Raw genomic sequence first — 24,286 nt, 5'->3', positions numbered from 1 at the left:
ATGAAACCGAATTTCAAAAATATCGATATATATGCCGGATTCCAGCCTAAAGACGGTATGGAATGGCAGAAAGCCAATGGCATAGAAGCCAATTGGAGAACACCGGAACAGATTCAGGTAAAACCGGTCTATACTAAAGAAGACCTTGAAGGAATGGAACATCTGGACTATGTGGCAGGTATCCCTCCTTATCTTCGTGGTCCTTACTCAATGATGTACACTTTCCGTCCTTGGACTATCCGCCAGTATGCAGGATTCTCTACAGCAGAAGAATCAAACGCATTCTATCGCCGTAACCTTGCATCAGGACAGAAAGGTCTTTCTGTAGCATTCGACCTTCCTACTCACCGCGGTTACGACCCAGACCATCCACGCGTAGTGGGCGATGTAGGTAAAGCCGGAGTATCAATCTGTTCGCTCGAAAACATGAAGGTTCTGTTCGACGGTATTCCATTGAACAAAATGTCCGTATCAATGACCATGAACGGTGCGGTACTTCCTGTAATGGCTTTCTATATCAATGCCGGACTTGAACAGGGTGCGAAACTTGAAGAAATGGCAGGTACAATCCAGAACGATATCCTTAAGGAGTTCATGGTGCGTAACACATACATCTACCCACCAGCATTCTCAATGAAGATTATCTCTGACATCTTCGAATATACTTCACAGAAGATGCCTAAGTTCAACTCTATCTCTATCTCTGGTTACCACATGCAGGAAGCAGGTGCTACAGCAGATATCGAGTTGGCTTACACACTTGCCGACGGTCTTGAATATCTCCGTGCCGGTGTAGCAGCAGGTATCGACATTGATGCCTTCGCTCCTCGCCTCTCGTTCTTCTGGGCTATCGGTATGAACCATTTCATGGAAATTGCGAAGATGCGTGCCGCTCGTATGCTTTGGGCCAAGATTGTAAAACAGTTCAATCCTAAGAATCCTAAGTCATTGGCATTGCGTACTCACTCACAGACTTCAGGATGGTCGCTCACAGAACAGGACCCGTTCAACAACGTAGGCCGTACTTGTATAGAAGCTATGGCTGCTGCGCTTGGTCACACTCAGTCACTACATACAAATGCGCTTGACGAAGCCATTGCACTTCCAACAGACTTCTCTGCACGTATCGCACGTAACACTCAGATTTATATCCAGGAAGAAACTCAGATATGCAAGAACGTTGACCCATGGGGCGGTTCTTACTATGTTGAGGCTCTTACAAACGAACTTGCTCACAAGGCTTGGGAACACATTCAGGAAATCGAACGTCTGGGCGGTATGGCGAAGGCTATCGAAACTGGTATTCCTAAGATGCGTATCGAAGAAGCTGCAGCCCGCACTCAGGCACGTATCGACTCAGGCGAACAGACTATCGTGGGTACAAACAAATACCGTCTTGAAAAAGAAGACCCAATTGATATCCTCGAAGTGGATAACACTGCCGTTCGTCAGGAACAGATTGAAAACCTCCGCCGCTTGAAAGAAGGCCGTAACCAGACTGAAGTTGACAAGGCTCTTGCAGCAATCACCGAATGCGTGAAGACAGGCAAGGGCAACTTGCTTGAACTTGCAGTAGAGGCAGCACGGGTTCGCGCTACATTGGGAGAAATCTCAGATGCTTGCGAAGTGGTAGTAGGACGTTATAAAGCAATAATCAGAACAATATCAGGCGTGTATTCATCAGAAAGTAAGAAAGATGCAGATTTCGCAAGAGCTTGCGAACTGACAGAAGAATTTGCGAAGAAAGAAGGTCGCCGCCCACGTGTAATGATTGCCAAGATGGGTCAGGACGGACACGACCGTGGTGCAAAAGTTGTAGCAACAGGTTTCGCCGACTGTGGTTTCGACGTTGATATGGGACCATTGTTCCAGACTCCGGAAGAAGCAGCACGCGATGCAGTGGAAAACGATGTTCATGCAGTAGGTGTTTCTTCACTTGCAGCTGGTCATAAAACTCTTATCCCACAAATTATCGCCGAACTGAAGAAACTTGGCCGCGAAGATATCCTTGTATTTGCAGGTGGTGTAATCCCTGCTCAGGACTATGACTTCCTCTACAAGGCAGGCGTTATGGCTATCTTCGGTCCTGGTACATCAGTAGCAAAATCTGCTTGCCAGGTTATGGAACTGTTGATGGAAACTGAAGAATAATATTCTATAATATAACAGAAAGACAACGAGGGTGCATTTCCCAAATGCATCCTCGTTGTCTTTTTTTTGAACTACAGCAACACATTTACACAATCTTAAAGTTGAATATTCTTCCAATATATTGTATATATTAAACTAAAACGTTACTTTTGCGAAAACATTATTCGCTTATGGCTACAAAAGAAGAAGTAGAATCATTTCTGTCCCGGTTCAATCAAAAAGTAAAAGTCTTCGGACTTATCTTTCGTGATGACAGAGGTAAGAATATGCAAACACTCATAGATTTGGAAATAACCCCTAAATACAGAGAGGATATAATAACGCATCTTGACAGTAACGATTATGTAGATGGTCCTATAGAAGACACCTTGTATAAGAAAGGAGAAATGTGGGTGTTTGGTAAAGACATAAAAGGTAAAGATGTATATATAAAAATATCAATGGGAGTAGGCAATTCAAGCGCCATCTGCATTTCATTCCATATAGCCGAGCGAAAGATTAAATATAAATTCAAATAATTATGATTAGTCCATTTACAGGAGGCGAAACTGTTCTCCTTACAGAGACCAGAAAGACCGTTTTTCGTAAAGAAGAATACGAGTACACACATATTTGTTACAAATGTGTAGATACTGGAGAAACATTCACTACCACACAGATGGATGTTGTAAATATAGCCCAGATATACAATGGCTACCGCAGCAGACATGGCATACCGTTCCCTGACGAAATAAAAGACATAAGAAACAGGTATGAACTGTCAGCATCAAAGATGTCTAAAATTTTAGGATTTGGAGACAACCAATATCGTTTATATGAAAACGGAGAAATGCCAAGTCTGGCAAACGGAAGAGTATTAAGAGCAATCCAATCTCCAAAAACATTTGAAACTTTTGTTGACGCCGCAAAAGAAACATTGTCAGACGAAGAATACATTAAAATCAAAAAGCGTTTAGAAGAATACAGCGACAAAGCTTTCATGAACGACCTCTACTGCAATCTGATTTATGGAGACGGCGGCAGAAACAAATACAATGGTTACGCAATGCAGTCTATAAGCAAACTGAAAAATGTAATATTGTATTTTATTGAAAAATTCAACGGAGTTTTTGTCACTCAAATGAATAAATTACTGTTCTATACAGATTTCTTGTCATACAGAGAAAATGGGCAAGCCATGACAGGACTGGCATTTAAAGCCATACAGTACGGTCCTGTACCTGACAGATGGGATAAGGTATATGCTCTTTTAGATGACATTCATCAGGTTGAAGCAGAAAGTAAAAGCGGATATATCGGCAATAAACTCATATCGGACATATCATGCGATTTATCGAGTTTCACAAATGAGCAAATGGAAATATTAGAAAAAGTCTATACTACATTCAAGAATGATAATTCTAATTCTATTTCCAAGAAAAGCCATGACGAATTGGCATGGATAGACAATAATGAGTTACACTCATTCATAGACTTTAAATATGCATTTTACTTGAAAAATATCTGATATTGTTATGGCGGTAACTTTTGGTTACCGCCATTTTTATGCTCATTGGGAAGTATGGTAAATTTATTTTATTTTCTTTGCTTCTAATGTCATTTCAAGTCCACCTCCTGAAACTAAAAATTTCATTGTGGGACCAGTAAACTCTTTAATAATTGCAGTAGCTGAATATCCGTGATAACTATTATAATTAATTTTATTTCCGTCAATAGTAAACTCACAATTTTCATAAACGCCAAAGGGATTACCGTCATTTTCATCAATTAGATAATGTAATCTCATCGTATAATTTCCATTTATTTCAATTGTAATAGGACCATAAATTGGAGGTCTTTCAAAATATTCAGTTTCCCATGTTCCAGCTAAATCACCAATTGATAAATTTATATTATTTTCTTTGTTGCATGAAGAGAGGTAAGTACATGCCGCAAATGTTGTTGCTACTAAAATTGATTTATACATAAGAATAATAATTTATAAAGATAAAGACAAATAAGTCTATCTCTTCCAATAATACTAGTCCCCAATTAATTCATTAAAAGAAGATAGACTTATTTTAATTTCATAGCCAATATCGTTAGTTTTATGTTAATTCTGTTCCACCTCCGTCACTGCCTCCGGTACCGCTACCGCCACCGTCATCACTTCCACCAGAAGTAATACCTTTGGCTTTTTTATAGTCTGCAAGGCTGGCATAGCTGATGCCTTCGTCCAATACTCCGGCATTTTGGAATTGAATACCCTGGAGTACACTTTCACGGAATTCCTTGCTTGGAGTGAATATGATACGTGGATTCTTTATCATTGCTCCGGCATTGAAATCGGTAATGTTTTCTACACCGTCACTTTTAAACGAAACACGTATAGTACCTAAATCACCTACTCTTACTGTGTGTCCCTGCTGCAATTGCTGACGTGCGTGTCTTCCAAGTAATTCAAGAGCGGCTTCCATTTCTATGGGAGCGGTTGTTGTGTTTTCCGTAGCTGCACGTGTCATGGCTTTTACAGTCTGTGGAACTTCGCTGATAGGAATTGCATACCATTTCTTAGGTGCTGCCTTATCCTGCGGATTGATTTTCTTTACGAGCTTGTACTTGTACATACTGACCTCCTTTTTTATTAGTGGGGACTGTAATGGCAAAGTTACAATTTTATTTAAAACAACAAAGTTTTCTTGCATATTATTACATACGTTAGTCACAGATAATTACTAACGTATACAACGATTGATTACTAACGTATGCAATTACAGACTACATACGTTAGCAATTGTACCAATAATAAGTATATGCTTTTGTGATTATAGGAGACATCAGAAGTTTATACTCACGGAAGATAAATTATTTAGGTAAATCACACAAATCAATTTACTTATTTTAGTATCTTTGGAGCATTGAAAACAATCGGATGCTTTGGAAGCAAAAATTCCTACGGGTTGTGATTTGCTTACTTTTTAGTATCTTTGGAGCATTGAAAACAATGCGAAGCCGAAGCCGATGAAGTTTTCGACGGTTGTGATTTGCTTACTTTTTAGTATCTTTGGAGCATTGAAAACAATATAAATTCCAAGCAGTGTAACGACTGTTAGTTGTGATTTGCTTACTTTTTAGTATCTTTGGAGCATTGAAAACAATAGAATTAGTATTATCTATTGTAAATCAGCAGCTTGTATTAAAGTATAGGAATTACAAATGAAGTTGTTTTCAATAGAAAATCCCGCCATACAGCGGGATTTTTCTTTTATAATAATAGAACATTCAATTCCTTTTATTAAAGAAAATAATCTTCCCTTCAAGAGTTATCTTAAAATCAATGTCTTCAAGAAGATAGTTTAATTCATTAATACTTTGTCTAATCTTTTCCGGAAGAACATTATCAAATGACTTTAAAATAATAGCTTTACCTCTACCTGTTTCATTTAAGGGTTTGGAACAGATATGTTTCTTTAAATTAACAATATTAGCACTTTCAAATCTTTCAATAACATATAGTCTTTCAGATAGCAACTTAATGTCTATTTGTTTTCTCAAAAGATTATCAAGGTCTTTATTATCTTTATAAAGAATTACTTGCTTTCCTGAACGCAAAATGGCATCCAAGTAATATCCATTATCAATAACTTCAGATATACCATAACTACCCTCACCATTCTTTATGAGGTCGGATAACTTTAAGACCTCATATTTCACTTTGTTATCGGAATTGCGGTATCTACACATTGCATATAAATCACCTGTTTTTACATGATAAGTCTGTTTATAATCTTTTTTAGATAAATAAGTTTGTTGCTTTATATGCAAAGGATTCTTCACATCATAGGCATAGCATCTGATATGCCTGATTGGATACTTACATTTTGGCATACAAATGCCTTTATTACAAGCTTTCCCAAACTTTTCTTTTTCACATTTCTGCTTTATTATTTTGTATAGATTCTCATCTACTATTACTCTGTGTAGGTCATTTAAACTTTTGAAATCTTTAAGCTTTCTACGGATAACATACGAAATTTCATCGTATGATGTTTTATAACTTATATCATTTTTCTGTCCTTTTTTCTTTTTACCTTTCTTCTCAATTGCCTTTTTAGATTGCTTGATAGCACCATAAAATGAGGCTTGATGTAATTTTCCTCTGATACAATCGCCTGTAAGCTTATATTGAGGAATTTTCTTTCCGTCTGTGTCTATAAGTATTGCTCCTTTTTCATTTCTTTTCCAAACAATCTTTCCGCCTACCCTCTTGTTTCGTATGGCAGGAGTAAGGGCTCTGTCCTTTGAGATGTGTTTAACCAATATATTGTTTTCTATATGTTCGGCAATACCGACAGTTTTCCCTATCCTGCAAGATTTTATCAGCCATTCCAGTTGTTTTTCTTTTTCTTTGGTGACTATATTCAGTTTCTTATCCTCCTGTATTTCATAAAATAGCCTTAACATTTCATCCCGCTTGGATGCCACGGGTATCAATGTGAGAATAGTGGCATCTATAGCATGATGCGAATGGTTATCACGTGTTTTTACCGGGAAACCAAATATCTTACGGAATTCAGACGTTATTATTCCTTTCTGCACATCTACTTTACCGAATACAGACTTCAAATAATGATATGCGTATTTGGTTATCAGTCTTGTGTCATTCAGTTGCTTGCGTCTGAATCCCTCAGACACTTCTGTCATGGTGAAACGGGACAGTTTGTCTTTCCAATAATCCAGTTCCATTTGCCATAAATGTTTCTGTCGGATAGCTTTGTCTTTTTTCTCTTTCGTCAGGGATTGTTTAGACTTCCTCTGCCAAAACCTGACCCTGTATTCCAAATGTTCCACTCTTTCTTCCCAAGGCAACAGACGCTTCTTGATTTCCTCATAATCTTCCAGTTCTGTCGGCATCCTGTTTTTCTTTACTTCACGGTTATAATAGGCAAAACAGACCGTCTTGTTTGCCATTGAGTTATCAAATGAGCGGCTTCGTGGAATTGTATGTTCTATATCTGTTTCGTTTTCCACAAACAGGCTGGTTAGGCTAATAGGCTTATCTGTGTAAATACATTTAATGCCTTTTTCCAACCATGAACTATAATCTGCTTCCTTTTCACTATCTTTTTCTTTATTACTTTTATTTACTGCAGCATCTTCTTTTTTCTTTATATAAGACAGATAGTCAGGACTTTGTTCTAACAGCAGGCGTGCTTTTTCAAGAACTGTATCACTGACTTCATTATCATCTTTTCTTATTTTCTTGATAGCTTCGATTATAATATTGTTTTCTTCCTCCCTCTTACGGACATATTCCTCAATAGCCCACCTCATATTTGCATCATTCAGTTCACGGGCTGTTTCTACAACAATTCGCGTGTCTTCGTCAATCAGTCCTTTTTGGATAAGCCCATTGACCAAACGGCGCAACTGATGCAGCACTTTCATTGCCATTGGATTTTTGAAAGAACCGGTTACAGGGCTTCCAAGAAGCTTCTTGCCGTTGCAGACAACAGGTCTGTAAAACTCCACCATTGACGGATGATACAACTGGTTCAGCTTTTTACAGGCATGACAATTGCACTGAGAATCCGCATCTTCGTTACAGCAGCGCAGTTCGGGGAATTTATTTGATAAATACAGTTTTATCCTGTCACCAAGTTTTGGCAAGTTGTAATAATCCCGTTTGGAGGAAGAGAAAAAATTCTGATATAATTCTTCAACCTTTCCAAGTATTTCTTCTCTTTCATCTTCCGGTTTCTTTTCCCACACACTTTTGCCGAAGAAACTCACTGTATGCATTTCAACATCTTTCCTGTCGGAATCATCCAACTTATAACTTCTGTCATTAACGGCGAAATGTTCTCTGTAGTCCAAATCTCTATAGTCCAAAGCCTTGTAATCTGAAATAAGATTGTTTACAATCTTCAAGATACAGTTTTCATCCCTGACGTCATTCATCAATCCGTTTAAGGAACGCAATATATCGCTTTCGGACTCCTGCCACTGCTTTTCGCCCAATATATCAGGAATTTTGGCAAACAAGGTTGCTTCAGTGTAGATATAGCCTTTATATGACGGATTATTTTCTTTTGCCACTAAAAACCTGTTTATGTTGCGTATTGCTTTCAGACTCAACATGGCATATCCTTGCGGAATGTTCATCCATAGGTTCAGAAACTTCTTCTCCTGTGCGGCATCAAGCCCGATTGACTTGGCAAATCCCGACACCGCATCTTCGTCATCATACGAAAAGCAAACGTGCCATATATCCTCTATGGTGTAGGTAACAGTATGCTCTTTACCTTCTTTATCTTTTCTTGTTTTGGCTGTCTGATAAACATAATCCTCCCAATTATCGCCAAAAACAGACTTTAACCTTCCTGAAACAGGACATACAGAAACATTTGTCCTGTCATCATAATTAATGGTTCCATGCTCTTTTGAAAGACTTATGTCTTTGGGCAAACCTATCTCTTTCTCTAACCACTTGCGGATAACAGCAAACTCAAAGTCATTTACCAAAAGAAATTTATCTTTGTAAAGCTTTATCTTCTGGCTGGCTGTGAGTGTCTGCCAATCCTCGTCAATGCATTTGCGGTATTTGATGTTGTTGATGAAAGAAAATGCACGATACTTCTCGTATTCCGGATGACTGATAGGACAACGTGGTTTTGCAGGTTCCAACGTACACTTGCCTACCTGTCCTTTCTGTGAACGTATAGGATTCTGGTAAAAGATTGTACCGTCATTACCTGTGCTGTATATCCGTCTGAAAAACTCTCCGTTGGCATCCAAGCCTTTCTGAAAATTGAAAATATATTCTATTTCATCTCTATACTGAGAACGTACTGCCTGATATTCACTGGCACGCACTCTTCCTTTATTTTTATCCTTGATAAGTTTGGCAAATGCTTTCCCCACCGTAGGCAGTGAATGTTCTTCCATGTATGCGACTAATTTCTTTGACTTTTTTTCTTCGGATTTCTTCAGTAAATCAGAGTCTATTCTTATTTCTTCTGCCGGATTCTCATTTATATCTTTCTCCTGCTCTTTTAAGGTTTCCCCTTTACTGCTCCTGAATCCGCGACGCTGTGCTATATGATATAATGCTCGTCCCAACATGAAACGATTTTCTTCTTTTGTAAAATCCAATTGATCGGTGGCAAGTTTTTCTCGCAGTTCGTATGGATTCATTCTTATCCATTTTTCAAACTCCACAGCATCAACCGGATATTGGCGTGTGGGTCTCTTGTTCTTGTCATAAGTCCTCCATTTATCCAAATCTTCTTTTGACAACGGACAACAACCAAACTCAATAAGTGTGGAGAGGGTTTCCCAGATGCGGTATCTTCGTACCCTATACAAGTGTCTTGAAGAACGGTGGCTTGTTCGTTCTGCCGCATTAGAAACACCGTTATCTGCCATTCCCGGACTAAATATTACACTTCCATATAGAACTAACTGGTCTATAATGTTTTCTCCATTGTTGTCTGTATCTCGAAGACTGTATCCTATAGAAGACGAACCCAAATCAAAAGCCAAAATCTTAGTCATATCATTTTTTTGTTTTTTATTTTGTCATTATTGCATTCTTAGTTATCTTTGCCGCAAAGATACTAAGAAGTGAAGACTTTTCACAACAAGGCTATAAGCCGAAGTGTTTCGCTTCAGTTATCTGAAGTTGAAAATTATCTCAGCTCTGCGTACTCCGTGGAGCTAAGATAATTTTCAAAGTTTCACAAAGATAAAAAGTTTTTCAGTAACTTATATTATATAATAAGCCTGTTTCCTTTTCAGTCATAAAATCCTCATTTATTGACTTGAAAAGGAAACTGGCTTATTATTTAGTGATAAAATATCATGGCAAAGACACCATCTTTGCCGATATCAGCAATATTTCAATCAAGTAAAATCAAGCTATTATCCACCTGTCTATAGTCCTTGTTTCAGAACTGAAATTCACCCCAACCTTAACCACCTTCCGTCCGTCAGCAGCAAATGCAGAGGCATACCCTTTCGTGTCTATCTGAGCCATGGCTTCCTCGGCTGTTCCGTCAAGTTTGAATTCCATCACATAGATATAGTCAGAGGTTTTAAGCACGAGGTCAACACGTCCGCGCGAAGTATGATATTCCACTTCTGCATGGAATCCCATGAGCTTGAACACTATGTAGAGAATGTTCTGATAGTGCACTTCACGGTCGCGTGGAGCAAGTTCGTATGGTATATCATCAAAGAAAGTCTGCAGGCGGCTTAGGAAAGAATCCACATCACCCTTGCGGACTTCCTCTACAAAACGCTGAATCTCATATGGAGATTTTGTTACGCTGACAGATGCGTAATTGGGAAGAAGGAAACGGAAAAAGCCCTGCTCCACCTCACGGTTAGGAAAGCCGAGGGTGTAATTCTCGAACTCTTCATTATATCCCTTTATTGTAAGATAGCCGCTCTGATAGATTACAGGAACCGGGTCAGTGGATGCCGCATCTATGGAATCAAGAACAGGACCGCTGGTAACTATATCTTCTATCTCTTCAACATTGTAGTTATGCTGCTTCATCAGTTCTACAAGATATGTAGGCGTACCAGTAGCAAACCAGTAATTATCGATCTGCATATTGGCAAAGGTATTCAGAAGGCTGAAAGGATTATACATTCCAGGTGACTTAAAGCTGAAATGATAGCCGTCATAATTCAGTTTCAGGCGTGCGCAGGTCTCCTCATAACCTGTTCCAAGTTTCTCGGCCAGAGTGTGAATATCATCGTCGAAATATCTGTGCAATTCCTCTTCGGTTATTCCGCATATTTCGGAGAAACGGTTTATCATGGAAATATCCATCAGATTGTTCAAATCGCTGAACACACTTACTTTTCCAAATTTTGTCACACCAGTAAGCATAGCAAACTGTATATATCCGTCGCACGACTTCAAGGCTCCATAGAAAGCTTTCAAGGTGTTGCGATATTCGGTCTGGAGTTCTGGATTACCTATGGCCTGAAGCATAGGCTTGTCGTATTCATCTATGAGAATAACTACTTTTCTTCCGGTCACTTCGTATGCTCGTTTTATCATATACATAAAACGTTCTTCCGATACCCGATCTTTTTTTTCGTCACCATAGAGTTTTTCCCACTCCTCAAGATTTTGATTTAGTATTCCGATCAAAGACTCCCTACAGTGATAGTTTCTAGTATTCAAGTCCATATGCAATACAGGATACTCTATCCACTCCTTCTCCAGCTTCTCCATCTCCAGCCCGGCAAAAAGTTCACGCTTACCGGAGAAATACGCTTCGAGAGTAGATATAAGAAGACTCTTTCCGAAACGGCGAGGACGGCTAAGGAAATAATACTTTCCAGTACTTATCAGCTGGTATATCAATGCTGTTTTATCAACATAAATATAATCTTTCTTTCGTAAATCCTCAAAATTCTGTATGCCTATAGGATAAAGTTTACTCATGACTGACTGTTTTTTATCATATAGATACAAAGATATTACAAACAAGATAAAGAGCAAAATAAAGACACAGTTTTCAAACTCTTTTCAAGATCAAATCTATCTTTATATGAAAAAGACGATATAAGAAAAAACAGTGTTAAACCATATTACAAATCAGAAGCAGAAACATTGTTGCGTAAATAATCAGTAGGCAAGACACCTATATATTTTTTAAAACATCTTAAGGCTGTCTCGCGAGACCGAAAACCCACACTGAAGAAAGCATCTTGAACATTATCTATCTTTCCTGTTTTTGCCATTTCAACAAATTCAGAGATTCGTCTGCGATTAATCATGTCAGAATAGTTTTTATAACCTGCTTCCTGAATGGCCTTGGATAAATAGCTCCTATTCGTATTAAGCATAGACGCCAATTCTATCAAATTCAAATCAGGATCTCTCCAAATCTGTTGTTCATCCATTAATTTATAAATCTGCTTTACAAGTGAACTATCTGTATCATCCTGAGTAATTAAATTATCAATAGATGGACTTATTGTTTCAACTTTTATCTGTTCTCTAATTTCTTTCGAAACATTAAAGCGAACAAACAACTCATGGTATGTAACAGAAGTACATAAATATATATTTACCAATAAATGAATTTCACTGATAATCGAATTTCCTGTAAGCATAAACATAATATACAGTGCACCGATCAATTGAATTTTTATAGAATAGGACAATATCCACCTGTGATAGGCACCGCTTCTTGTATAATTATATGGTATATAAAACAGCATCACAGTAAAAGGCAAGATTCCTAATAGGAGTATGACCAACCTTAAAATAACATCAAATTCACCAATATGAAGCAAAAAATCTTCAAAAGACTTCAATTCACGACAATAAGGATGTATAATGGAAAGTATAACGATTAATGATAAACCAGGTATTAAAATAAAATTCCTATATTTATTTCTAAACCAATCGCTGTTTATAACTCTGACTGGATACAAATAAAGCATTATAATCGCCAAAATACCACCCATAAGATTATTTACAGGAAGAACAAGATAACCTGATGAACACGGGAAAAGTTCGTCGGAAAGCAAACGTAGAAAAAATAATACCCCGGCAAGAATCCAAGTAAAAGACAAGTAACGACGTGAAAAATCACCTTCATACCTACGCAACCACAAATATATTCCACATAAGAAATAAGCACAAATTGCCCAATTTAATAATATATTTAAAATATCCATAATTCTTCTTTTTATACTTATAAAAAACATTCGTTCATAACCTAACTCAATAATCTTTTCGTTACTACTATTTTTATTTACATAAATGGGTGTATTCTTTCTTGGTCGTATTCAATGCTGTTTCCTATTTATGGATTTGAATGCCGAAAATAGTAATACAAAGTTCAGAAAATAAGCAAAAAAATAATTTACCATTCGTTAATTTTAATTTGCAAATAGTAAATAACAAATAGGCAAATTATAAAAAAGGAAATAAACAATTTATAAAAGAAGTCTTATAAGTCTGTAAAATAAAAGATTAAGAAAAAAAATGGACGTGATTATCATCTCTCTATCTGTTTGCGATATCGGTTGGGGGGTAGGCCATCATGGCTTTGTACGAATGTACGGTTAAATACTGAAGGAGACGAAAATCCACAAAGTTCACCAACTTGCCCAACAGGAATATCTTTGCGATTTAAAAGCATCCATTCTGCTTCTCGAATTCGATAATTGCGAACTACGTCACTAAAACTACTTCCGAATCCTTCATTGAAAACACGTGAAAGATAAGTACGATTCAATGGTAATATATCCGTTACATCCATAAGTTTAAAGTTTGGATTCAGATATGGCTTTTTCTTTATCATCCATTGCTCTATTTCTTCACGATAGAAAGGTAATTTGTTGAGAAATGTACATTCATTTGTATATACGTCAATAAAACAAGTATGGTCCTGAAACAGTTGTTCTTCTTTAAGTTCAGCTGTTTTGCAAGCTTCAACCTCATCCATAGTATTACTGAAAAAATCATTACTATAAGGATTATCCTGAAAAAGTCCATTATAAAGTGTATAGCAGAAGAAACATTGAACTGTAATATTATGTATAAAAAAGGTGTATGTGCTTCCATTAAAAAGTACAAAAAAATATGCTATACCAATCAAAACAACCTCTATACCGTATTGGCGTAACCACGAAATATTTAAATTCTCATCATTGGAATAATTATTACGGCACCACTGTTGATATAATTTCTTATAATGCCAAGTTAAGCGAAAAAGAAATGCAAGATAAACGACTATGGAAAGACACATGAAAAGACGATACCAAACATTAAACTCTCCTATATGCATTATTAGTTGTTCCATTGTATGTAGTACGAGAGGTCTTTCATTTAAGAAGAACAACACAATATAATAAAACAGAGTTACAAACACATAAGGAAGTAATAAAAGAAAAGCACGTTTCAAGTTAAGCCATCCTGGACGTATAACTTCAACAGGATATAGTAATAACACTATCAGATAAAAATTGCCAGTTATCAAAACCATTACATTCGCCACATCAATTTGGGTAAAGTTCAAGCTCGGGTTCTGCATAAGTATTCCTATAAGACGAACTGCATAGAAAAGTCCCCATGTCATCATTATGCCTGCAAGTAAACGACGTGAACGGTTATCACGTGAACGTAAAAAGAGAAGTGATGAACCGCCAATGCATATAACGGATATCATAGTAATCAATATTGGCAATATTTGAGTAGAATCAGGCATGATATGTAACATTTTATAATTAACCGAACAAAGTTAATAAAAACCTTATAAAATAAAACGTTAAAATTTTTCTAATTGTAAACTTATTTACTATATCAAAAAAGGCGATGGAAACCCCACCGCCTTTTTATTTATATACAAAGTAAGTAAACTCTATACAAAGAACTTCAATACGAATATTGCAGCCAGTATATACATACCGATTGTAAGTTTCTTATACTTGCCAGTAAGCAGATTGATAAGAACATAGCTTATCATACCGAGTACGATACCGTCTGAAATGCTGTAAGCAAGAGGCATGAAGATGATACAGATAAATGCAGGGATAGCTTCAGAATAATCAGCAAAATTGACTTTAAGTACTGAAGACATCATCATCAGACCTACAAGTATCAATACAGGCGCTGTAGCAGCTCCCGGAACAGAAAGGAAGAAAGGAGCGAAGAACAATGAAAGCAGGAAGCAGACAGCTGTTACAAATGAAGTAAGACCGCTTCTACCGCCCTCGCCTACTCCAGATGCACTTTCTACGAATGTAGTGATGGTACTTGTTCCAAGCATTGCACCGGCAGTAGTACCTATGGCATCTACCATGAAAGCTTGTTTCAGATGAGGAATCTTACCGTTCTTATCCATCATTCCGGCCTTTGTAGTTACACCTACCAATGTTCCGATAGTATCAAACATATCCACAAACAGGAATGTGAATACCACTACAATCATTTCCTTTGTGAATATATTGTGCCATTCAAACTGCCAGAAGATAGGTTCTATTGATGGAGGTGTACTGAATATACCATCAAACTTTGTGATACCCATAGGGATACCGATAAGTGTTGTAATAAGGATACCGAAAAGCAAAGCACCTCTTACTCCCTTAACCAAAAGAAGTGAAGTAACCACCAGACCTATCATTCCAAGCAAAGCAGTACCTGAAGTGATATTTCCCATGCTGATAAGAGTAGCATCGTTGTTTACGATGATTCCTGCATTCTGCAGTCCGATGAAAGATATGAACAGACCTATACCGGCACCGATAGCATTCTTCAGTGTGACAGGTATAGCATCAACAATCTTATCACGCAAGTTTGTTACAGTCAACAATATGAAGATAAGACCTTCAATCAATACCGCAGTAAGGGCAAACTGCCATGTATATCCCATAGTGAGACACACTGTATAGGCAAAGAAAGCGTTAAGTCCCATACCAGGAGCAAGCCCGAAAGGCAACTTGGCATAAAAAGCCATCAACAGTGTGGCAAATGCAGAAGCTATTACTGTTGTTGTAAACAAAGCTCCCTTATCCATACCTGTGGCACTAAGGATATTTGGGTTTACGGCAAGGATATATGCCATTGTAAGGAATGTAGTGATACCTGCCAATACCTCAGTACGTACACGGGTAACATTCCTGTCGAATCCGAAAAGTTTTTCTAACATGATATTTCCTTATTTTTAAGAATTACAAAATTAGAATGACCATTTCATTGCCAAAGTAGGCATCCATTTCCAACCGTTCATAATACCGAAGTTTGAAGAGATTTCCCACTCAGTACCAACGCTTAAATTGAAATCATCTGCTACCTTATCAAACTTATTCAAATTTACCCAGAACTGTGGTTCTGTTATGAAAGTAAAGTTATGTTCCTCGCCTTTTTCAAGATCATTATGTTTTTCTTTCCAGAAATCGGCAAATCCTGAGAATGTGCATTTACCCTTACAGAAATGCAGATACCATGTAGCTGTCAACTGGAAATTGTGTGGTTTTGGATTTTTCTGAATGATTTTATAAGTAGGAGTAAAAGTAAATCCTTTTGTAAAATCAGCATTGTTCCATGTATAAGTAGCACCCAAGAGGTAAGCATTCTTTATTCCATTAACTCCACCGTTATATTCCACGTGTGCAGAGAATGGTCCACCCCAGAAATTCAATTCACGGGCTATTTCCCAGTATGCACCGGTTACACCCTTGTTTGTGTAATCCATATCCACAAAGAAGAATGTACTACCCCATCTGTCAGGCTTGAACATTTCAACTGTAGTAGTAACCTTAGCTCTTGTACTCTGAGAGTCATAAATTGAGCTACCGAAGTCATAATGCAACTGAACATTCTGTGCACCCACAATCACTGTTATCATACAAATGATGATTGATAAAAACAGTTTTTTCATTGTCTTTTTTAGTTTTTAATGATAGTTATAAAATCAAGGTGCAAAAATACATAAAAGTTAGCATATCACAAAAGAAGTAATTATCTTTGCTCATCATTATATCATTATAAATTATGAAGATACGCATCTTATCCATATTCTCTCTACTGTTAATATACATAAACTGTGTTTCCGCACAGGTTTCGGAAAGTGCTTCAAAAGTCTGGCAAGACAACAAGATTGCAATGAAAATTAATTTCCTTGTGCCAAAAGGCACCAAAGGATATGGAGCCAGAATAGATTTCAATTATGCCAAGTTCAATGCAGATTCCATAGTGGCATTCGCTGCAAAATCAGGAATACGCACCATCATATCTCCAGCCAAAATCGGAAATATGTATTTATTCAATACGTCAACAGACAATAACTCATGCTATCATAAATATAACCACAGGGATATTATAAAGGAACTTAGCATGGCATGCAGCAAAAGAAAAATACAATTCGGAATTTATTTTCCTATTTCAGAAAAGCATGATAATAACGGATATCCTACATCAGAAAAACTGAACGGACACATAAAAAAACAAATAACAGAGTTACTTACCAAGTATGGGAAAATATCGGAAATCAACTTCGATATGGGAACCAGGTCCCCGGAAGAGAGTAAAGAGCTATACTCTCTGATACACAAGTTGCAACCGGACTGTATGGTAAGCAATGATGCCGGAAATGGATATTATGACTTTTGCAATATCCTTAAATATCATTTTCAAAAAGATTTTTTAGAATGCAACTGGAGATACGACTCTTCCCTATCTTTTCATACATCATATTTCGAAACTGACAACGCACAGTCTGACGCCAAAAGAATAATACAGAAAATGGCAGAGGCAGTATCATATGGAGGTGGATTCATGCTAAACATGCATCTGGACAAGAATTGCCAGATATATGCTTATGATAAAGTAATAATCAATAATATAGGAATTTGGCTGAAAAAAAACAGCTTTGCGATATACGGCACCTCACGTACGCCCTTTATTGATGAATTCGACTGGGGAACTGTTACAAGGAAAGACAATATGCTGTATTTCATTTTATCCGGCAAATATCCTAAGGACGGAAAAATAAAAATGTATATGCCTGAATACGAACTGGAAAGAGCCGACGGCAAACTGGCCACTTGTATTCAGAAAAACGATCTTATAGATATTGCAATACCTGCATCGGCATACAAAGGAAAGACTATAAATGTGCTCACTCTAAAATTCAAACAGGATATACTTGACCAACAACCTGAAGCGATAAGGACAATAACCCTGAAACAGCATAATGCCATACCTCTTTACAGCATTTCCGGATTTGATTTCGGCAGTACGTATAGAAGCACTGTAAAATATTCATGGTACTTCGAACAGCTGATGCTAAAACAGCTTGAGTTATTATATACCGAACAGGAAAAAGGAAAGAAAATAGAAATAGTGCTTGACGGAAAGACTTATAATGTCACACTGAACAATGGTAAACCGTCTTCTCTCACTGCTACCGACGGAATAGTCTGGGGCAAACAATACATCTGTGGTCCTGACGAAAAAATGTTCCATACACCCCACACCATAATGACAGACATTAAAAATCCGCCTGTCGAAAACTCTGCATGGAAGGAAATCACTATAGGCAAACATACATTTGACGCTAAGCCTAAAGATACATATTATGTGATGCAAAACATCGAATCGCCTAGGGAACAGAATATAATAATAGATGCAGGAGCCGGAAACGGTATAGAGATTTATCTGAACGGAAAATCTATAATGAAACATCTGAACCCTTACGGATGCAAGTTCAGAACAGAAAAAGTACTTCTGCCACTAAAAAAAGGGAATAACCAAATAGTAATGAGAATATACAACAGGTTCGAAAAGAACATAAGCTACATTCTCTGTCCGTCTAAAGAGCAGACTATTTACAAACAGGATTTTACACTGCAGGAAACAAGCAAAAAGAAAAACCACAAACTGACCGTACGCCAAACAGGACTCACTTCGGAGAATGACGATACGGAACTTTCAAACCTGCGCATAAGACTCAGAAGAATTGCATTATAAAAAACAAATACATATTGTCAAAACATTATGAACACAGAGCTGACACTAATAAGAATAACAGGCATCGACCGTCCGGGACTTACAGCTTCAGTAACGGAAATATTATCAAAATATGATGTAACAATACTGGATATAGGTCAGGCAGACATACACCAGACACTATCGTTGGGGATACTGTTCAAAAGCAAGGAGACTGAATCGGGAAACATAATGAAGGAACTCCTGTTCAAAGCATCGGAACTGGGTGTAAACATACGATTCTATCCAGTATCTGTAGAAGAATACGAAAACTGGGTTTCAATGCAGGGAAAAAACAGATACATAATCACAATACTGGGCAGACGACTGACAGCGAAACAGATTTCTGCCGCAACAAAAATCATAGCTGAACAGGGACTGAACATCGACTCAATAAAACGTCTCACAGGACGTGTGCCACTTGATGAAGAAAAGGCAAGCGTAAGATCTTGTATAGAATTCTCTGTGAGAGGAAATCCGAAGAACAGAGTGGAAATGCAGCGCAGCCTGATGAAACTGAGCAGCGAGATGGGAATGGACTTCTCATTGCAGCTTGACAATATGTATCGCCGTATGCGAAGACTTATCTGCTTCGATATGGACTCTACACTGATACAGACCGAATGTATAGACGAATTGGCAGAACGTGCCGGTGTAGGCGAACAGGTAAAAGCCATAACCGAACGTGCTATGCGTGGTGAAATAGATTTCAAGGAAAGTTTTACAGAGAGGGTGGCACTGCTTAAAGGGCTTGACGAAAGTGTGATGAAAGAAATAGCAGAAAACCTGCCTATCACAGAAGGTGTGGAAAGGCTTATGTTCGTACTGAAACATTACGGCTACAAGATAGCCATACTTTCCGGAGGATTTACCTACTTCGGTGAATACCTGAAACGTAAATTCGGAATAGACTATGTATATGCCAACGAGCTTGAAATAGAGAACGGAAAACTCACCGGAAGGTATCTAGGCGAAATAGTTGACGGAAAACGAAAAGCCGAACTGCTCAGACTGCTGGCACAGGTAGAAAAAGTTGACATTGCGCAGACAATAGCAGTGGGCGACGGAGCAAATGACCTGCCTATGCTTTCTACTGCCGGACTTGGCATAGCATTCCACGCCAAACCTAAGGTTGTGGAAAATGCCGAACAGTCCATCAACACAATAGGACTGGACGGAGTGTTATATTTCCTGGGATTCAAGGATTCTTATCTTGACGAGAAAGGAAAACTATAAAGAGAAATACCTGCATATATCAAGTTTCCCACCTCATGTATAAATCAGTTTTAACGGAATTCATGTATGAGGGGAGCTCATTTTAAGTCATATTCTGCAATTGACGATTTTTTTGGTGCCGACTTTAGTCGGCAATGCTGCTGACCATAGTAAGCAGTGCTGCCGACGATAGTGGACACTGCTGCCGACCATGGTCAGCAGCTCACAAAAGATGAATAAAAAAATCCCGGAACAAGCACAAGTGTCTGTTCCGGGATTTCTAAATTATAAGAGTAATATCAATTATTTATCACAATATATCCGTTCAGATAAGTGGCAATTACGAGCCATATTATATAAGGTATAAACATATATTGTGCAAGCTTGTCTTTCTTCCTTACGGTCATCATGAACCAGATAACGGAAGCATCAAGAAGCAGTATGTCAATCATTCCTAAAACCGGCATACGCATAGTGAAGAACAATATGCTCCAAAGGAAATTAAACACAAGCTGAACCATCCAGATTACAGTACTTTTCTTACCTCCTTTGTTCAATACTCTTCCTAATGAAAGCCCCATCAGCAGGTATATAACCGACCATGCAATAGGAAATGCTATATTTGGCGGAGTCAGAGCTGACTTATTCAGATGAGGGTACCACTCCATCATGGACTCAGACTGGAGCCTGCTTGCAGCAAAGCCAATGCCGAAACATAAGAGGACAGGCCATATATAATTGATGATACGCTTCATGACATTCTGTTTTTATCTTATAAACAACAACTCTCTATACTTAGGAAGTGTCCACATACGGTCATCTACCATAAGTTCAAGTTGGTCAATATGGTAACGTATTTCTTCCAGCATCGGAGCTATCTTGTCATGATAAGCGATTGCTCTTTCGCGGATAGACTCTATTCTGTTTGCTACCCTTCTGGCTTCAACCATAGCATCTACATTTTCCTTGATATAGGCAGTATGCTCAGCTATTTCTCTAATGATAGTTATATTTTCGGCAGACAACTTCTTTGTTTCTTCTTCACCGAATACTGACTTGGTCTTATATACATTATCCAACAACTTAGTCTGATATTCAGTAGCTACAGGAACTACATGGTTCATAACCAAATCGCCGAGCACACGGGCTTCAATCTGGATTTTCTTTACATACATTTCCCATTTAACCTCGTTACGTGCCTCAAGCTCCTTACGGTTCATTACACCTGTTGACTCGAACATCTTGATTGTTTCAGGTTTCATGTAGTTGTCGAAAATCAACGGACAACTTGTCTCGCAATCCAGACCACGACGTTTTGCCTCTTCTTTCCATTCGTCGCTATATCCGTTACCGTCGAAACGTATAGGCTTGCATATAGTTATGTACTTGCGGATGGTCTGAAGTATAGCTGACATCTTAGGTTCACCCTTTTCGATAAGCTCGTCAACTTCCTTCTTGAATATCATCAACTGTTCTGCCACAGCAGTGTTCAATGCTATCATTGCACTTGCACAGTTAGATTCAGAACCCGGAGCACGGAATTCAAATCTGTTTCCTGTAAATGCGAATGGCGAAGTACGGTTACGGTCTGTATTATCTATCAGCAGTTCAGGAATCTGAGGAATGTCAAGCTTCAATCCCAACTTGTCGCTCAATGACATGAACTCGTCCGCCTTGCTTTCTTCTATATGGTCGAGCACCTTACTCAACTGAGAACCGAGGAATGAAGAAATGATTGCAGGAGGAGCTTCGTGTGCTCCAAGACGATGAGAGTTTGTTGCACTCATGATAGATGCCTTGAGCAAGCCGTTGTGGTGATAAACAGCCATCAATGTATTGACAACGAATGTGATGAAACGCAGATTTTCTTCCGAAGTCTTACCCGGAGCCATCAGCAGTACACCAGTATCAGTACCAAGCGACCAGTTGTTATGCTTACCAGAACCGTTCACACCCTTGAAAGGTTTTTCATGAAGCAACACCCTGAAACCATGGTTACGTGCAATCTTACGCATGAGCGACATAACAAGCATGTTGTGGTCAACAGCCAAGTTACATTCCTCATAGATAGGTGCAAGCTCAAACTGGTTTGGTGCAACCTCATTATGACGAGTCTTTACAGGGATACCAAGTTCAAGTGACTGGATTTCCAAATCCTTCATAAATGCAGCCACACGTGTAGGGATAGCACCGAAATAGTGGTCTTCAAGCTGCTGGTTCTTGGAAGCCTCATGTCCCATCAGCGTACGTCCTGTAAGCAACAGGTCAGGACGTGCAGCATACAAGCCTTCGTCAACAAGGAAATACTCCTGTTCCCATCCCAGATATGAATATACTTTCTTTACAGAAGGGTCAAAATAGTGTATTACGTCAAGTGCAGATTTTGTCACTGCATGTATAGATTTCAAAAGAGGTGCCTTATAGTCAAGCGACTCTCCTGTATATGCAATGAAGATTGTAGGAATACACAATGTATCATCAACTACGAACACTGGTGATGAAGGATCCCAAGCACTGTATCCGCGGGCTTCGAAAGTATTACGGATACCACCGTTAGGGAACGACGAACCATCCGATTCCTGCTGTACAAGAAGTTTTCCAGAAAAGTCTTCAAGCATGCCTCCTTTACCGTCATGTTCCACAAAAGCATCATGCTTTTCAGCTGTACCTTCTGTCAAAGGCTGGAACCAGTGAGTATAATGTGTAGCTCCAAGTTCTACAGCCCATTTCTTCATTCCGGCTGCAACTTCATTTGCTATACTGCGATCCAAAGTGGCACCATTATCTATCACATCAATAAGTTTCGTATAAACCTTGCTTGGAAGATACTTGAACATCTTCTCACGATTGAATACATATTTGGCAAAATATTCACTAGGACGCTGTGATGGCGATGGCACATTTACAGGTTTCTTGTGAAAAGCCTCTTCTACTACTTTAAATCTTAATTGTGACATAATACCTAAGTTTGTATATTATAATATTGATTGTTTATTCAAATGTAAATCTATATGTTTTGACAAATTCTTTGTATTCCTTCCTTACACCTGTCCCTGTCGCCGAAAGCTGTAAGACGGATATAACCCTCTCCGCTCGGTCCGAAACCTATTCCAGGCGTACTTACCACCTGAGCCTCGTAAAGAAGTTTATCGAAAAAGCCCCACGATGTCATACCCTTAGGAGCTTTAACCCATAAATAAGGAGCATTCTCTCCGCCGTATGCCCTAAGTCCGATACTGGTAAGCCCTTTTTTCATTATTGAGGCATTCTCCATATAATAATCAATCATGGCTTTGACCTGTTCTTTACCTTCCGGACTATATACTGCTTCGGCACCTCTTTGTGCAATGTACGACGCACCGTTGAATTTGGTTGTCTGCCTTTTAAGCCATAATTTATTAAGCGAGATCCTTTCTCCCATAAGAGTTGATGCAGTAACTTCCTTGGGAACAACTGTATATCCGCATCTTATTCCCGTAAATCCGGCTGTTTTTGAATAGCTTCTGAATTCTATGGCAACTTTCTTCGCACCTTTTATCTCATATATAGAATGAGGAATATCAGGTTGTCTTATATACGCCTCGTAAGCTGCATCAAACAGTATAAGCGTGTCATTCTCTATAGCATAGTTCACCCATTTTTTCAGTTCAGCCTTAGTCAAGACAGTACCGGTAGGATTATTTGGGAAACATAAATACACGATATCAACACGTTGCTCCGGAATAGGTGGTATGAAATTGTTCTCCGGACTGCACGGCATATAAATCACATTACTCCACCTGTATCCTTCACCCAAAGTACCTGCACGTCCGCACGATACATTAGAATCTATGTATGCAGGATATATCGGATCGGTTACTCCAATGCTGTTGTCATGCCTTAAAATATCCCCGAAATTGCCGGAATCCGTTTTCGCTCCGTCATTAATAAATATCTCGCTATGCTCAAGACTGATTCCCCTTGATGCATAATCATGCTTCAATATGGCATCTATAAGAAAGCTGTACCCCTGTTCAGGTCCATAGCCATGGAATGTTTCTGCTTTTGCCTGGTCCTCAAGTGCCTTATGCATAGCATTCAAACACGCTTGCGGTATCGGACGGGTAACGTCACCTATTCCCAAATTAATGACATCCGCCTTAGGATGAGTAACCTTAAAAGTATTTACCTTTTTCGCCAAGTCAGTAAATAAATAATTGTCGGGCAGTTTTAACAAATGTTCGTTGACTAATGCCATATATCATATTTTTAGTCTATTCGGCTGCAAAAATATGAAAAAAATGTCATTAATGAAATATAAAACGGCGCTTTTGTATATCAAGTTACGTCTTTACTAAACTTTTTTTACATTCTGATATTAATCCGCATTTTTCACAATTGATTTATATCAATAATTATTTTTTTTAGTAACTTTGC

General features: G+C 38.3%; 16 protein-coding genes. 5 read left to right on the top strand and 11 right to left on the bottom strand.

The genetic code is table 11. The features are described 5' to 3' along the window. From scpA to H6A61_RS06770, 3 genes are all read left to right on the top strand, one after another. On the top strand, nt 1-2,151 hold the full coding sequence (gene scpA, locus H6A61_RS06780) for a methylmalonyl-CoA mutase (RefSeq protein WP_204392290.1): 2,151 nt from the start codon (nt 1-3) through the stop codon (nt 2,149-2,151). Between the two features lie 170 nt (nt 2,152-2,321). Further along, the gene (locus tag H6A61_RS06775; RefSeq protein ID WP_204392288.1) at nt 2,322-2,669 is read left to right on the top strand and encodes a toxin; all 348 of its coding nucleotides are present in this window, start codon (nt 2,322-2,324) and stop codon (nt 2,667-2,669) included. Between the two features lie 2 nt (nt 2,670-2,671). After that, entirely contained in the window at nt 2,672-3,658 is a 987-nt protein-coding gene (locus H6A61_RS06770) for a type II toxin-antitoxin system antitoxin SocA domain-containing protein (RefSeq protein ID WP_204392286.1), read from the top strand. A 63-nt stretch (nt 3,659-3,721) separates the two neighbouring features. Here H6A61_RS06770 and H6A61_RS06765 read toward each other — a convergent pair whose 3' ends face one another. From H6A61_RS06765 to H6A61_RS06730, 8 genes are all read right to left on the bottom strand, one after another. Then, nucleotides 3,722-4,117: a hypothetical protein gene (locus H6A61_RS06765; protein WP_204392284.1), complete on the bottom strand. Its 396-nt coding sequence runs from the start codon at nt 4,115-4,117 to the stop codon at nt 3,722-3,724. Nucleotides 4,118-4,238: 121 nt separating this feature from the next. Then, nucleotides 4,239-4,757, bottom strand: a complete 519-nt coding sequence (locus tag H6A61_RS06760; protein ID WP_204392282.1) for a hypothetical protein — start codon at nt 4,755-4,757, stop codon at nt 4,239-4,241. A gap of 655 nt (nt 4,758-5,412) precedes the next feature. Beyond that, a complete protein-coding gene (gene cas9, locus H6A61_RS06755; RefSeq protein ID WP_204392280.1) occupies nt 5,413-9,687 on the bottom strand; it encodes a type II CRISPR RNA-guided endonuclease Cas9 in 4,275 nt (1,424 codons plus the stop codon). A 358-nt stretch (nt 9,688-10,045) separates the two neighbouring features. Further along, complete coding sequence (locus tag H6A61_RS06750; RefSeq protein WP_204392278.1) at nt 10,046-11,596, bottom strand: ATP-binding protein; 1,551 nt, start codon at nt 11,594-11,596, stop codon at nt 10,046-10,048. A gap of 146 nt (nt 11,597-11,742) precedes the next feature. After that, nucleotides 11,743-12,840: a helix-turn-helix domain-containing protein gene (locus H6A61_RS06745; RefSeq protein WP_204392277.1), complete on the bottom strand. Its 1,098-nt coding sequence runs from the start codon at nt 12,838-12,840 to the stop codon at nt 11,743-11,745. Nucleotides 12,841-13,163: 323 nt separating this feature from the next. Then, nucleotides 13,164-14,375, bottom strand: a complete 1,212-nt coding sequence (locus H6A61_RS06740; protein ID WP_239469132.1) for a helix-turn-helix domain-containing protein — start codon at nt 14,373-14,375, stop codon at nt 13,164-13,166. 153 nt (nt 14,376-14,528) lie between these two features. Next, nucleotides 14,529-15,815 carry an NCS2 family permease gene (locus tag H6A61_RS06735; RefSeq protein WP_204392273.1) on the bottom strand — a complete coding sequence of 429 codons (1,287 nt, stop codon included), beginning with the start codon at nt 15,813-15,815 and terminating at the stop codon, nt 14,529-14,531. 30 nt (nt 15,816-15,845) lie between these two features. Continuing rightward, nucleotides 15,846-16,547 carry a DUF5020 family protein gene (locus H6A61_RS06730; protein ID WP_204392271.1) on the bottom strand — a complete coding sequence of 234 codons (702 nt, stop codon included), beginning with the start codon at nt 16,545-16,547 and terminating at the stop codon, nt 15,846-15,848. A gap of 113 nt (nt 16,548-16,660) precedes the next feature. On the opposite strand from H6A61_RS06730, the gene H6A61_RS06725 reads away from it, so the two are divergent. Together H6A61_RS06725 and serB are read left to right on the top strand one after the other, a co-directional pair. Continuing rightward, nucleotides 16,661-18,637: an alpha-L-fucosidase gene (locus tag H6A61_RS06725; RefSeq protein WP_204392269.1), complete on the top strand. Its 1,977-nt coding sequence runs from the start codon at nt 16,661-16,663 to the stop codon at nt 18,635-18,637. Between the two features lie 27 nt (nt 18,638-18,664). Next, nucleotides 18,665-19,891: a phosphoserine phosphatase SerB gene (gene serB, locus H6A61_RS06720; protein WP_154043653.1), complete on the top strand. Its 1,227-nt coding sequence runs from the start codon at nt 18,665-18,667 to the stop codon at nt 19,889-19,891. A 278-nt stretch (nt 19,892-20,169) separates the two neighbouring features. On the opposite strand, the gene H6A61_RS06715 is transcribed toward serB, so the two are convergent. The 3 genes from H6A61_RS06715 to H6A61_RS06705 are packed head-to-tail and all read right to left on the bottom strand — an operon-like array spanning nt 20,170 to nt 24,107. Beyond that, nucleotides 20,170-20,625, bottom strand: coding sequence for a TspO/MBR family protein (locus H6A61_RS06715; RefSeq protein ID WP_204392267.1), 456 nt, complete (start codon nt 20,623-20,625; stop codon nt 20,170-20,172). Between the two features lie 12 nt (nt 20,626-20,637). Next, a complete protein-coding gene (locus tag H6A61_RS06710) occupies nt 20,638-22,827 on the bottom strand; it encodes a glutamine synthetase III (RefSeq protein WP_204392265.1) in 2,190 nt (729 codons plus the stop codon). A 50-nt stretch (nt 22,828-22,877) separates the two neighbouring features. Continuing rightward, nucleotides 22,878-24,107: an LL-diaminopimelate aminotransferase gene (locus tag H6A61_RS06705; protein ID WP_204392263.1), complete on the bottom strand. Its 1,230-nt coding sequence runs from the start codon at nt 24,105-24,107 to the stop codon at nt 22,878-22,880. Between the last annotated feature and the right edge of the window lie 179 nt (nt 24,108-24,286).

It is taken from the genome of Bacteroides caecigallinarum (assembly GCF_016901995.1).
GTDB lineage: Bacteria > Bacteroidota > Bacteroidia > Bacteroidales > Bacteroidaceae > Phocaeicola > Phocaeicola cellulolyticus.
Note: the sequence above shows the minus strand (reverse complement) of the source record. Positions and strands in the feature narration are given on the sequence as shown.